The organism is Candidatus Accumulibacter sp. ACC005 (genome assembly GCF_907163215.1).
GTDB lineage: Bacteria > Pseudomonadota > Gammaproteobacteria > Burkholderiales > Rhodocyclaceae > Accumulibacter > Accumulibacter regalis.
The window spans coordinates 16,809-29,069 of record NZ_CAJQUB010000017.1 but is presented as its reverse complement, the minus strand read 5'-3'; the positions used below and the strand labels follow the sequence as shown (position 1 = coordinate 29,069).

Here is a 12,261-nt window from a genome sequence, read left to right as displayed (position 1 = left end):
CCAGTGCCCGGAAAGGGCCGGGCGGGGGTCACGCCGCGAGCGACGGCGAATGCCAACACCATGGAGAGAAAACGATAATGATCAGCTATTCGAAGTTCTGGAATCCCCTTTCCCGCTTCCTCGTCGGCAGCCTGTCGTCTGTTCTGGTGCTCGCGTCCACGGCGACTTACGCCATGCAGCCGATGAATGAAACGCAGGCGGAAATGGCTCTCGCGCCAAGCTATTGCCGGGATACGCAGGGCTACGGGAACAGCGGCACACCGGATGCTCCCTCGCCAGCGGCGCAACGCTGGGTGGGGATGATGGGCAAGACCTTCTGGGCCATGCACCATTACTGCTGGGGACAGATCAACATGCAGCGCGCCATGCGCAGCGGCACCGCCCCGCAAATGCGCCAACATCTGCTGGGGAGCGTCCTCGACGACTACAATTTCGTGCTCAGGTACGCCTCCGCCAATTTCGTCCTGCTGCCGGAAATCCACACCCGCGTCGGAGAGGTCGAGTTGCTCCTCTCGCGCCCCCGCGACGCCGAAAAATCGTTCGCCAAGGCGAGAGCGCTCAAGCGTGATTACTGGCCGGCCTATTCGCATTGGGCCGAGTATCTGATCAAGGTCGGCAAGACGGCGGAAGCACGAAAGCTGGTCAAGCAGGGCCTGGAATACGCACCAGGGTCGAGGGTGCTGCGTGAGCAATACCGGGTGCTCGGCAGCCGTCCGGACGCGGTTGCGGCGCAGCCCGAGGCGAGCGAGCTTTCCGACACTGGCGACGCGAGCGCCGAGTCCGAGGCAACGCCTGGCGAGAAATCCCGGGGCTCCCGGAGTGCCGGGAGTGCGACACGGTGAGTGTGCCGACGGTGACCAAGGAGTCGAGCGTGGATCGCTCACCGTTGCGGGAGTCGTCTTGAGTTCCGTTCGTCGCTCGCTTGCTTTCTCGCTGGCAGACAGTTACGTCGGTGTGGCCCTGCAGTTGGCCAGCACGCTGCTCATCTCGCGCCTGCTGACGCCAACCGAAATCGGAATTTTTGCCGTGGCGGCGGTGCTGGCGGCGCTGGCCAGCACCTTTCGCGACTTCGGCGTCGCCGAATACCTGATCCAGGAGAAGAATCTCACCGACGACAAGATACGTTCCGCCTTCGCGGCCAACATCGCCGTGTCGTGGCTGATGGCCGGCGCCCTGTTCGCCTCCAGCGGTGCCGTCGCCGATTTCTACCGCCAGGCCGGAATCGCCGACGTGATGCGCATTCAGGCCATCAACTTCGTGCTCATTCCCTTCGGCGCGGTGACCATGGCGTATTTCAGGCGCCAGCTCAACTATCGGCCGATCTTCATTGCCGGCCTGCTGGCCAACATTACCAGCTTCATCGTCGCGGTCGGCGCTGCCCTGGCAGGCTTGAGCTACATGAGCCTTGCCTGGTCGGGACTGGCCGGGGTCATCGTCTCGGTCGCCGTCTCCATCGTCATGCGTCCGCGGGACTTCCCGGCGTGGCCGGCGTTCAAGGGGATGCGCGACGTGATCCATTTCGGCAAACACGCCAGCGGCATCTACCTGCTGGGGCAGGTGGGCAAGAATGCGCCGGAGGCGGTGATCGGGCGCGCGCTGGACATGGCCGGTGCTGCGTTCTACAGCCGCGCCAACGGCCTGATGGAGATTTTCAACCGCCTGTTCATGCGCTCCATCATGCAGGTATGCCTACCGTATTTCTCGCAGGCGGCGCGCGAGCAGCAAGGGACGAGCACTGTCTATCTGCGTGTGGCCACGCTGCTCACCGGGATCGGCTGGCCCTTCATGCTCTATGTCGGCATTGTCGCCTATTCGGCGGTCCGCCTCCTGTATGGGCCGCAATGGACGGAATCGGTCCCTCTGGCGCAGATCCTGTGTGTCGCGGCGATTCTTGAACTTCCCTACCTGCTCGCCTCCGAGGTCATGATGGCCGAGGGACGAGTGGACCAGAGCAGCCGTCTGCAGATCCCGCTCCAGGGTCTGCGTCTGCTCGGCCTGCTCCTGGTCTTCCCGTTCGGGCTGACCGGACTGTGCTACGGGCTGGTCGCCGCGGCGCTCGGGGGGGCCATCGTTTCGCATCATTTCTTGCATCGCATCATTGGCCTGCGTTTCGCCGCCATGATCAGCGCCTGTCTGCCCAGCGTCCTGGTGACCCTGATCGCGGTGACGCCGGTCGCGCTGGCCGCAATCGCCGTTGGCCAGAACGAAGAGAACTTCGTTGTTTTCTTCGCGGCTGGCAGCGTTGCCACGCCCATTGCCTGGCTCGCCGCGCTGCGGGTTCTGCGTCATCCTTTCTGGTTGGAAGTCTGCAAGCTGTTTGGGCAAGCCAGGGTTCTGCTGCGCGCGGGTCGCTGAGCCGTCGCTGTCTGGCGTGAGTTGGGGCCCTGCTGGCGCCCGCCGTCAGCAGGGTTCACGAGGCCTGTTTCAGCAGGGCAGCGGCGATGACGGCCTGAACGATACCGGGCTGATGTTCGTCCACACCGATCCATAGGGGCAGACGAACCAGGCGGTCGGAGAGATCCCAGGTGTTTGTCAACTCGCCGTGCACCCGCCCGACGCGTTGCCCGCAGGGCGCGCGATCCAGAGGGACGTAGTGAAAAACCGACTGAATGCCGTTTTTCCTCAGTTCCTCGATGAAGGTCCCACGCTGCTCCAGCCCGGGCAGCAGCAGGTAGTACATATGAGCATTGTGGGAGCAGTGGGCCGGCACGACCGGGCGGCGCACTGCTCCCTTGTTCTCGATCTCTGCAAACCACTGGTGGTAGGAATTCCAGGTCGCCAGCCGCTGTCGCGTGATCGTCTCGGCCTCTTCCATCTGGGCGTAGAGAAAGGCGGCCACCAGTTCGGAAGGGAGGTAGGACGAGCCCACGTCGATCCAGGTGTACTTATCGACCTGGCCGCGAAAGAAACGCGCACGGTTGGTCCCTTTCTCGCGAATGATCTCCGCTCGCTCGGCGAAGCCTGTGTTGTTGACCAGGAGAGCGCCACCTTCACCCGAGATGATGTTCTTGGTCTCGTGGAACGAGAGCGCCCCCAAGTCTCCGATGGAACCCAGGGGGCGACCCTTGTAGGCGGACATGATCCCCTGCGCCGCATCCTCGATCACGACCAGACCATGGCGTCTGGCGATGTCCATGATGGTGTCCATCTCACAGGCGACGCCGGCGTAATGAACGGGGACGATGGCTCGCGTTCTCTCGGTGATCGCGGCTTCGATCCTGGTTTCGTCAATGTTCAATGTGTCGGCACGGATATCGACGAAAACCGGTACCGCGCCACGCAGGACGAAAGCGTTGGCGGTGGACACAAAGGTGTAGGAAGGCATGATCACTTCGTCGCCGGGCTGGAGGTTGGCCAGAACAGCGGCCATTTCCAGCGCCGCGGTGCAGGAATGCGTCAGTAGCGCCTTGTGGGCACCGGTTCTGGCTTCGAGCCAGGCATGACACTTGAGGGTGAACGCGCCGTCGCCGGCCAGCTGCCCTGCGGCGTGGGCCTGCGCGATATACCATAGTTCCCTGCCGGTCATGTAAGGCTTATTGAAGGGAATCATTGAACTCGCCTCCTCAGTGGTTCCTCATGACAGGGTCACGGTGGGCACCAGGAGTTCCAGGAACTGCGGCGCGCGCCTCCAGACCGCTAGCCCCGGTCCCGCACGGCATGGCTGCGGGTCCTGTGTTCGAGTCATTGGGCCTTCCCGGGCAGGTGATCGACGCTTCAGCATCCATCGCGACCGGCACGAGAGTTCGGCGTTGTGAAGACGGCTGGGGACCATCAGCGCGTCATGACGATCAGGCCGCCGACGACCATCAGGGTGCCCAACAGTCGCTGCAGCGTGACCTGTTCACCGAGGAACAGCACCGAGAAGACCATGACGATGACGAACGCCAGGCTCATGAAGGGGTAGGCGTAGTTCAGATCGAAGCGAGTCATGGCCGCCATCCACGCCAGCGACGCGAGGAATGCCGACGCGAAGCCGGTCATGATCCACGGGTTGAGGAATTGCTGCAGCAGAAACCAGAGCTTGCCGCCGGTGCCCGGGGGCAGTGGACCGACGTCGCCCATCTGCCATTTGAGCACCAGCTGGCCGTAAACCGTAAACAGCAGGGTCAGCGCAATGTAGGTATGTCCAGCGAAATCAAAGCGGGCCGGCATGGGTTTCGTCCTTCGTGAATCGTGTCTGGCTAGGGCTCGTTCGCGGGTGTCGTAACTGTGTAGTCAGCGAACAATCGTTCCAGGTTGCGGTACATGATGTTCTCGATACGATGGCTCTCTATCCCTTCACTGAGCCGCTTGAAACGTTCCAGAATCGTTCTTGGAGGATACTCGGGAAAGTCGGAGCCAATCGTGATCAATTGGTCGGTTGTCGCGAACAGGTAGCGCATGTCCTCGTCGAGGCGGCTTCCTGCGTAACGCATGATGGTGAACGAGAAGTCCAGCATCAGCTTTGGGTTGGCGCGCACAATCTCGAACAGGTCGAGCATTGACGGCCCGGCGGCGTGCAGCAGCAGGATGCGCGTATCCGGGCAGGCGTTGGCAATGTAGTCGATACTGTCCGGAGCGTTGGTCGTCGCCAGACCGCGGCGGCGAAAAAGGGTGTCGAGCAGGATCACCAGCCCGTGCTCGGCGGCGGCATCGATGGCCGCAATGCATTTCGCATCGAGGGGGTCGTAGTCGTTCAGTCGCGGGTGCAACTTTATTCCGGCAAAGCCCTGCGCCGCCAGTTCAGCGACCGCCGCTTCCACCCTGCGCAATGTCGGCAAGCTGCGCGGGTTTAGGCCGGCAATGGGTACGAAGCGGTCGGGATACGCGCGCGCCGACTCGATGACGACCTCGTTGTCAACATAGTCGGCGATGGCCACCAGGCAGGCACGGTGCACGCCGCCTTCGTCCATGTCCGTGAGGAGTTTCGCCAGTGACGCGTCGTACCGTTTCTCTCCACACCAGCTGCCGTCGCGGGTGACATGGGTCAGCGAATCAAAGAATTGCATGTTGGCTTTTCCTCCTGGTCAATCAGAACACGGCCACCGGGCCGGCCGTGCCATCCATGCGGACGCTGAGCAGCGACTTCGCCCGCCGCGAAACATCGATCACCTGTGCCGCCGTATTGGCCAGGGCGACGACGTAGCCGGGCCGACAGTCCTTGTCGTCGAGGGCGCCGATCTGCTCGCCGACCTGCACGTTGAAATGAATCGCCGCGACTCCGGGAAGCGCCGCAGCTGCGTTGACTCCGAAAATTTCGGCAAGCCTGCCGGGGGGCATGCGGATGAACTCGATGTTTGCTGCCCGGGGTACCGTCGCAGGTTCGATGGCCGGCAAATCGCCCATCGCCAGCTCGATCATCGCCCGCATGACGTTGATCCCCGAGACGTGCGGGATTAGGTGCGAATAGATCATGCAACCGCCGCCACGTGCCGCGACGTCGATTGGCACAACGTCGCGGGCTTGGACGATGAACTCCGCGTGAAACACGCCATTCAGCAGGCCCAGCGCCGACAGCGTGGCGCTGGTCGCTGCTTGAATACGGTCGAGGTCGGGTCGGCGTTCTCCGTCGGGATAGTGAATCCGCGCTGACACGGTCACGGCATCGGGATACGGCTCCTTGTCGGCAACTCCGAGGATCTTCGGCTGGCCGGACACGACAAACCCGTCGACAATGATCTCGTGGCCGACGACGCAGGCCTCGATCAGCACGTCTCCCGAACGCGAGCAGCTTTTCGCCGCTTGAAAGGCCGCCTCAAGGCCGCTGTCGTTGCTGACTCGGCTTACCCCGCGCCCGGACTGGTTATCCACCGGCTTGACGATCAGCGGGTAAGCAATTTCGCTGGCTGCATTTCTCAGGGCAACGGGCGATGAGATCACACGGTAGCGGGGAACAAGCAGCCCGGCGTTCTCGGTTAACTGGCGCATGCGACCCTTGTGGGTGAAATTGAGCGCCGTCTCGTAGCCGATACCCGGAAGACCCAGGCGCTCGGCAACGAAAGCCGCCGTCGGTACGCCGACATCGGTGGTGTCGCAGATAATCCCATCGATGCGGTGGTCGAGCGAAGCTTGCAGGGTACGTTTCAGGTCGGTGATGTCCACCACCTCGTGAAAGTCGGCGAGTGCATAGGCTGGCCGCTCGGCGTAGACGTCGGTCACCAGAACCCGGTATCCGATGCTCTTCGCGAGGCGCACCGTGGGCAGCTGCCAGGGACCGGCCCCGAGGACGTGCAGGAGCTTGGGCTTCATCCGGCCACTCGCCGGGGCAGCGGCTTCGTTCTAGGATCGCGGCGCTGCATCTCGCCATCCCCAAATGTGCCATGGCGCATCTGAACCGGTATGAAACAAGAGGTCGAAGATGCTGACACCATGCTCGAACGGCGGGTGGAACTGACGGTACTCGGGGTAACCCGTGTAATCGTGCCAGGTCAGTTCAATACCCTTGTCCGCGAAGAGCGCTTCGTCGATGTAGCTCTTGGCTGCGGGTCCGGAAAGATACGCGCTTGCAGCGGATTTTTCGAGTAATTCAATGATCCGATCCTGCTTGCTGCCGGTCGCGGAATAGACCCTCGAGTCTGCAAACTCGGTTGATATACCAAGCATGTCGCGCGCAATTCGCGTGATGAGATGCTGGTTCAACTGGGAGAGGTGAGTCCAACGCTGACCGCGATAGACCTCTTCGAGCAGGGGTTGCACAGACGCGAAGAACGGGGCCTTGCCATAACATTGCTGCAGCGACTTCCAATGGATCTCCTGCCACCGGGGGTCTGGCAGTCGCACGTCACAAATCAGCTTTTCCCGGCTGCCGTCGGTCGGCACGGTAAGCCATTCGACTCCGCGTGGGGTCTTGATCCTGTTGCGGTTACGCCAGTCGCGCGCGGTGTACTGAACGTCGTCGTAAAAGATGAACAAATCGACTTCGTTGATGATGTCGAAATAGCCCTTCCAGGGGATGTAGTTGGACTGGAGAATGGCGACCTTTTTCATTTTCGATGGCCCGCATGGTGCTGGTGCATGGTATCGCGACTCCCCCTTCTAGCGCAGTCCTGCATTCTTGATAAGACCTTCAGCGGCCCTGGTAGCCGCGCGCAACCCCCGTGGTGGCTGGGATGCATATGTTCCACTCTGCGTGCAGCACTACATTAGCGATAGATGTCCTTGACGACGTAGGTTGGTCGGTTCTGAACCTGGTTGAACACTTTGCCGAGGTAGATGCCGACGATGCCGATGGCAGTCGTCAGAATGCCAAGGCTGATGGCCACCAATGCCATCACCGAGGTGAAACCGAGCAGGGTGTCGCCCCACAGGAGTTTTCTGGCGACCAGATAAAGGACGTAGGCAACGCTGGTCGCGGTGATCGCAGCGCCTACGTTGAATAGCCATACCAGCGGCTGTGACGAGAATGAGCTCACTGCATTGAGCATCAGTTCGATGCGTTTCACCAGCGTGTAGGTGCTCTCGCCGCTGCGCTGCTTCTTTTCCACGACCAGACCGACTTGCGCGAAGCCGGTCCAGCTCATCATGCCGCCCAGGAACAGATTGCGGTCGCCCATCTGCAAGAGGGCATCGACAAAACGGCGCGTCATGATTCTCTCGGTGACGATACTTTCGGGAATCTTGGTTTCGCTGAGCAGGTTGAAGCCTTTCCAGAAAAGGCCGCCGCTGATCTTTTCGAACCAGCCGCCCTTGCGCGATTCCTGGTAGCCAAAGACCAGGTCGCAGCCACTCTCCTGCTGCTTCTGGTAGAAAGCCGGCAGGGTCATCGGAGAAACCTCAAGATCGCAGTCGATCAAAAAAACCAGGTCGCCTCGGCTATGCTGCAGTCCCGCGTGCAAGGCGTGGTGGTGCCCGAAGTTGCGCGACAGGTCAACGATGACCAGTCGCGGGATATCCTGCCGTCGGCCCAGGACATACTCCAGGGAGTCGTCGGGTGAGCCATCGTTGACCAGGACAATTTCAAAGTCTTCAATCGGTATCTGGCGCAGCGCTTCCAGGCAGCTGGCAAGGAACTCCTCAAGGAACGGGCGCGACCGGTACATCGTCGATATCAAGCTGATCTGTGGCCGTGTCCGGTCGGAAAGGGCGTCAGCGGGATGCGCGCTCGGAGCGATCAGGGTAGTGGGGGGCATGGCACGGTCCCTCCAGGGTGGGCAGTGGCGCAGCCAGCTGCAGGGTAATCTCCGGTTGGAAGCATCGATGCGGGCGCTTTTCCGGGGAGCATTGTTGCGAATAATACCGTTTATGGTGGGAAGGACTTGTGCAGCAACTCACGCTTTTGTGAGAGAACTTCGCCGCTTGCCTGGAAAAACCGCGCCCGGTGCTCAAGCGGCGAATGGCATCGGCGTGTACGCTACGTCTTGTCGGCAAAGGAAGTGGCGCGCAGCTAGCGAATCGAGATCGTAAACTCGGCCGGCGGATCGTCGATACCAATGAATGGGATGGGGTCCAGATCGCTCTGAACCGGATACATCCGGGCCGGAGGGTCGATCTGCAGTCGCTCGTGATAATGGTATTTCAGGACGATCGCAGGCCCGCTGACATTCGTCGCCACGACCCGGTTATGTTCACGATGGCTGATCGTGCCCTGCCCCTTGAGGAAGAAATTGGCGTCGTGGCCGCGCACGCGATAGATCCTGAATGATCCATTGTTGGCCACCGCGTCGACCCCGGGCAGGGCATCGATGTAGTCTTTATTGGTCGCGGTATTGGCGACGATCCAGCCGACGTTATAGAGCCCCAGATAGGTGGCAAAAAGATCGCTTGGCAGGTCGCCCAGCGCTTTTCCGAAGGCCTGTCCGTCCTGGAAGCTCGCCGCGTGCATGTAAGGGTAGGGGCCGCCGATGAATTCGCGTTTGGTCCGCAGCGCCAGATAACCGGTGACCCTGCCGCCGTCATAGAGGCGGGGCAGCGAAACCTCGAACAGGATGCGCGACGATTCTTCCGTGTGCTGTCGCAGCCAGTCCTCCAGCCAGACTGTGTAAGGTCCGGCTCCGTCCACCATTGGCGGCTTCTTGCCGACGTGCCCGATGTCTGCATAGGAGACTTCGCGCGCGACTTCGTACGCCGCGTAGCTGGTCGAAATGGCCACCATGATGGCCGTCAACACGGCGGTCGCACGCAGTGCGGGCGTCGGCGAGCGCAAGGCCTGCCAGACGCGCATGAAGCCGAAGGCGGCCGGGATGGTCAGGAACAGGTAGCCTGCTGCGGCAAAGCGATTCGGTTGCAGGGACGCCAAGGGGCGCAGCGCGGCACCCACCGCGGCAAACACGAGCAGGATGATAGCGGCGGACAGGAAGCTGATCGCCAAGGGCCTTGCCGCAGGCCCTTTCTCCTTGATTGCGGCCCATAGCGCGAGCAGCGCGATCGGCGCGTACGCCTTGCAGCCCTCACCCTGTGCGAGCAGCTCCATCCACAGCTTCGAAGGGTCTACCTTGGCCTGGTAGGCAGCCATGAAATCGCCGACGGGGAACGCCTTGCTGTATTCCTGTACGGCATCGAGCCACGGCAAATTCGGGAGCAGGCTGAGCAAGGGAATGACGGTAAGCGCCGCCAGCACGCGGCGCCAAACAGTCAGCCGGAACGATACGATGAGCCAGGGTCCAATCAGGCTTGCCGCGAGGACGGGGAAAAGCGGGTGGTAGAAAAACGCCAGCGCGCCAAACGCGCCGGTGCCGCCCAATAGCCAGCCGCCACCGCGTCCGCAGGTGTAGCGGAAGAATAAGGCGGCAAATGGCAAGGCCATGTAGGCCGCGGTGACGAAGGAAACCATTCCGTGGGTGTAGTACCAGCGGAACATCGACGTCCAGAAGAGCAGCATGGCAAATACCATGGCGACGATTGCTTGCCGCTTTGGCAGGTCCAGCAGGCGTGCCGCCAGCAGAACGCTGAGGGGTGCCAGCAGCGCCGAGGCAAAGGCGTAGATCTTGTACAGCACAGCCTCGCTGATCGCTGGGGAGAACAAGGCGGCAAGCGCTGCAGGGAAATGTGCGCTGGGATCGAGGAAGACCCCGCGCGGCAGTCCGGCCGCAAAAAACGGATCGTAGGCCCATTGCGTGCCGTCGCGGGCGAGGGCGAGCGCCAGCTTCATGTGATACCAATGGTAGCCGGCATCGCTGAAAAGCACTGGCGTCTGGCTGAACAGTTCGGCAAGCGGGAAGGAGTAGGCCACGAGGAAAAACTGCAGCAGCGCGGCGAGGGCGATCGTGCCATAGTCAACGCCGCTTTCCCGGTTCGGGCAGGCGTTGCCCGGAGGCATGCCAGGGAAGCCACTCATAGGCGCATGTGCAGCGCTCGCATGCCACAGGCAGGCGTGCTGGCGACGGGATGGTGGGAGCTTGCGTGGCTGGATGGTTTCATGCGCAGGTCTGCATTCGCCATGTCTCGGTGGTGGTTAGCGCGACCGGGAGATGGTCAATTATAACGCCGTGTCGACCACGGACGGTGCGCTCATCCTCGCGGCGGGAAAACGGCCGCCAGCGGCGCTACTCGACTGCCTTCTGCGCGTCCCGGCCCTGCAGCCACTGCTCAAGCATGGTCAGAATCCACACCATCTCGCCGTAATAGCCGGGGTGTGCGGGGAGGTGCTCGGCGAGCAGCGTGGCAATGAAGTCGGCGCGTACGATTCCTCGCCTGGCCAGGCTGTGCAGCGAATCCTCGGCGAGCTGCTTGAGCGCCGGGTTGTGCGTGGCCCACACCCCGAAGGGCAGTCCGAAGCCCTTTTTCGACTTGCTGATAATCTTGTCCGGCAGGTAGCCGCGCAGTGCTTCCTTGAAGAACCAGCGCAGCTTGAAGCGGCGCAGCTTCCAGTTGGCCGGCAGGGCCATCGAGAAATCGGTCAGGCGGTCGGAGAGCAGGGGGTAGCCGACGGCCAGTCCGGCCATCTCGGTCGCCCCGCGCACTTTCGGAAGATCGCTGTCGGCGAGCGTGTAGCGCCAGTCGTAGGCGAGCATGCGATTGATCAGGCTGGGCGCCCGGCATTCGCTCCACGTCGCCTGCATGTGCCGCGACGGTTCGCCGAGATCGACCTGGGCGAGAAAATCGGCGGTCAGCACCTGCGCCGGGTCGAGCTGCATGATCAGGTTGAAACTCTGCAGCCGATCGGGCATCGGTATGCGCGAATGACGAACATAGCCGGTCGCCTGCTTGAGACCCGGGATGCGGCGCAGGACGCTGTCGTCGGAGCACAGCGGTTCGATGCGCGCGCGCACGCCGGCGGGCAGCGAGTGATAGAACTCGAACAGGCGCTGCGTCGCGTAGCGCGAATTGCCGCCGAAGAGCTCGTCGCCGCCATCGCCGGCAAGCATTTTGCTGCAGCCGTCGGCGGCGGCCATCCTGGCGCAGTAGTAGGCGGGCAGGGCCGACGAGTTGCCGAAAGGTTGGTCGTGATGCCGGGCGACGGCCGGGATGCTGGCCAGCAGGTCCGCCGGGGTCACGTAGTACTCGTGGTGCTGGCAACCGAAGTGCTTCGCCGCCAGGCGGGCATACTCCATTTCGTCGTAGCCGTCGGCGGCGAAGCCGATCGAGTAGGCAGGTGCCGCCTCGCCGGTGACGTCACAGAGCATGCCGGCGACTGTCGAGCTGTCAGTGCCTCCGGAGAGAAACGCTCCGACGCGCGACTGCCCGACGAGCTCTTCGCTGACGCCATCGCGGATCAGCTTGCGGAAAGCGTCGCGCGAAGCTTCGAACGGCTGCCGGTGGTGCTCGTCGAAACGCAGCGGCCAGTGGCGGATCTCGCGCACGCCCTGGCGGTCGACGAGCAGGCCGTTGGCGGCCGGCAGCCGGCGCACGCCCTTGAAGATCGTTCGCGGCGCCGGGATCATGTGAAAGTACAGGTAGTCGAAGATGGCCTGCGGGTCAAGCTCGTCGCCGCCCCCGTGAACGCAATCGGCACGATCCGAGAAGGTCAGGGTCTGCGCGTCGGCGCGATAGCACAGGGTCTGGATCGCGAAGCGGTCTACGGCGAGAAAAACACATTCGCGGCGCGCGTCGACGATCGCCAGGGCATAGGCGCCGTGAATCCGCGCCGCCACCTCGACCCCGTGCGTGCGCCAGCCCTTGAGCAGTTCGCGGGCAATGCCCGCAGCCGGCGCCGATGCGCTGGCAGCAGTGTCCCCGAAGGTGGGGGTGCCGATCACCGCGCATACGACGTCGTCGTCGCGTGCGACATGGTCTCCGCGCAGGGTGAGTGCCTTGATCATGGCCGGTGCTGCGCCGGGGTCGAAAAGGCTGGTCAGGTCAAGCTGGCCGGAGATTTTGTCTTTCATGCGATGTCGGCTCGAGGCG

At 62.6% G+C, this 12,261-nt stretch carries 10 protein-coding genes; 2 read left to right on the top strand and 8 right to left on the bottom strand.

All coding sequences use genetic code 11. From position 1 onward, the window contains the following. The first annotated feature begins 77 nt into the window (after positions 1-77). Both QZ613_RS20125 and QZ613_RS20120 read left to right on the top strand, forming a co-directional pair. Positions 78-842, top strand: coding sequence for a hypothetical protein (locus tag QZ613_RS20125; protein WP_043566829.1), 765 nt, complete (start codon positions 78-80; stop codon positions 840-842). A 58-nt stretch (positions 843-900) separates the two neighbouring features. After that, entirely contained in the window at positions 901-2,355 is a 1,455-nt protein-coding gene (locus QZ613_RS20120) for a lipopolysaccharide biosynthesis protein (RefSeq protein ID WP_291903120.1), read from the top strand. Positions 2,356-2,410: 55 nt separating this feature from the next. Here QZ613_RS20120 and rffA read toward each other — a convergent pair whose 3' ends face one another. The 8 genes from rffA to QZ613_RS20080 all read right to left on the bottom strand — a co-directional run bounded on the left by rffA (position 2,411) and on the right by QZ613_RS20080 (position 12,242). Then, positions 2,411-3,550 carry a dTDP-4-amino-4,6-dideoxygalactose transaminase gene (gene rffA, locus QZ613_RS20115; protein ID WP_043566822.1) on the bottom strand — a complete coding sequence of 380 codons (1,140 nt, stop codon included), beginning with the start codon at positions 3,548-3,550 and terminating at the stop codon, positions 2,411-2,413. A 221-nt stretch (positions 3,551-3,771) separates the two neighbouring features. Continuing rightward, the gene (locus QZ613_RS20110; protein ID WP_043566819.1) at positions 3,772-4,152 is read right to left on the bottom strand and encodes an EamA family transporter; all 381 of its coding nucleotides are present in this window, start codon (positions 4,150-4,152) and stop codon (positions 3,772-3,774) included. A 29-nt stretch (positions 4,153-4,181) separates the two neighbouring features. Further along, positions 4,182-4,988, bottom strand: coding sequence for an amidohydrolase family protein (locus tag QZ613_RS20105; RefSeq protein ID WP_043566817.1), 807 nt, complete (start codon positions 4,986-4,988; stop codon positions 4,182-4,184). Positions 4,989-5,010: 22 nt separating this feature from the next. Beyond that, positions 5,011-6,228 (bottom strand): ATP-grasp domain-containing protein, encoded by a 1,218-nt coding sequence (locus QZ613_RS20100; RefSeq protein WP_291983754.1) that lies wholly within the window; start codon positions 6,226-6,228, stop codon positions 5,011-5,013. A gap of 30 nt (positions 6,229-6,258) precedes the next feature. Next, on the bottom strand, positions 6,259-6,966 hold the full coding sequence (locus QZ613_RS20095; protein WP_291983751.1) for a WbqC family protein: 708 nt from the start codon (positions 6,964-6,966) through the stop codon (positions 6,259-6,261). A 155-nt stretch (positions 6,967-7,121) separates the two neighbouring features. Beyond that, entirely contained in the window at positions 7,122-8,108 is a 987-nt protein-coding gene (locus tag QZ613_RS20090; RefSeq protein WP_291903133.1) for a glycosyltransferase family 2 protein, read from the bottom strand. 254 nt (positions 8,109-8,362) lie between these two features. Next, positions 8,363-10,252: a hypothetical protein gene (locus tag QZ613_RS20085; RefSeq protein ID WP_291903136.1), complete on the bottom strand. Its 1,890-nt coding sequence runs from the start codon at positions 10,250-10,252 to the stop codon at positions 8,363-8,365. A 208-nt stretch (positions 10,253-10,460) separates the two neighbouring features. Further along, a complete protein-coding gene (locus QZ613_RS20080) occupies positions 10,461-12,242 on the bottom strand; it encodes an asparagine synthase-related protein (RefSeq protein ID WP_291903138.1) in 1,782 nt (593 codons plus the stop codon). Between the last annotated feature and the right edge of the window lie 19 nt (positions 12,243-12,261).

What these genes read in the sequence shown, in the direction of transcription:
- QZ613_RS20125 (WP_043566829.1), top strand. Translation starts at nt 78, where the DNA reads ATGATCAGCTATTCGAAGTTCTGGAATCCCCTTTCCCGCTTCCTCGTC.
- rffA (WP_043566822.1), bottom strand. Translation starts at nt 3,550, where the DNA reads ATGATTCCCTTCAATAAGCCTTACATGACCGGCAGGGAACTATGGTAT.
- QZ613_RS20110 (WP_043566819.1), bottom strand. Translation starts at nt 4,152, where the DNA reads ATGCCGGCCCGCTTTGATTTCGCTGGACATACCTACATTGCGCTGACC.
- QZ613_RS20105 (WP_043566817.1), bottom strand. Translation starts at nt 4,988, where the DNA reads ATGCAATTCTTTGATTCGCTGACCCATGTCACCCGCGACGGCAGCTGG.
- QZ613_RS20100 (WP_291983754.1), bottom strand. Translation starts at nt 6,228, where the DNA reads ATGAAGCCCAAGCTCCTGCACGTCCTCGGGGCCGGTCCCTGGCAGCTG.
- QZ613_RS20095 (WP_291983751.1), bottom strand. Translation starts at nt 6,966, where the DNA reads ATGAAAAAGGTCGCCATTCTCCAGTCCAACTACATCCCCTGGAAGGGC.
- QZ613_RS20090 (WP_291903133.1), bottom strand. Translation starts at nt 8,108, where the DNA reads ATGCCCCCCACTACCCTGATCGCTCCGAGCGCGCATCCCGCTGACGCC.
- QZ613_RS20085 (WP_291903136.1), bottom strand. Translation starts at nt 10,252, where the DNA reads ATGAGTGGCTTCCCTGGCATGCCTCCGGGCAACGCCTGCCCGAACCGG.
- QZ613_RS20080 (WP_291903138.1), bottom strand. Translation starts at nt 12,242, where the DNA reads ATGAAAGACAAAATCTCCGGCCAGCTTGACCTGACCAGCCTTTTCGAC.